General features: G+C 38.4%; 1 rRNA gene. It reads left to right on the forward strand.

Annotation, left to right across the window (positions count from 1 at the left end):
* Positions 1-111: ribosomal RNA gene (locus tag JJQ60_RS21905) — 23S ribosomal RNA — on the forward strand; the annotation flags it as partial.
* Positions 112-281 lie beyond the last annotated feature (170 nt).

Here is a 281-nt window from a genome sequence, read left to right on the forward strand (position 1 = left end):
AAGATGAGATTTCTTTAAAGGGTCGTGGGAGACTACCACGTTGATAGGCTATAGGTGTAAAGGCAGTAATGTCATAGCCGAGTAGTACTAATAACCCATAGGCTTATGTGTCAGCAATTGCTTTTTACTAAGCTTTTTGATAACTCTTTTTATCGTGTTTAAATCAATATGTCAACTTATACAGTTGGCAGCTAGTTAGTGGTTAGTCGGCAGTAGATACTGCAAACTAAATACTGCATACTGCTCACTGAAAGATTTAAGGTGGTTATAGCATCGGGGCT

The sequence above is a fragment of the Aquimarina mytili genome, from assembly GCF_016735115.1.
GTDB classification, from domain to species: domain Bacteria; phylum Bacteroidota; class Bacteroidia; order Flavobacteriales; family Flavobacteriaceae; genus Aquimarina; species Aquimarina mytili.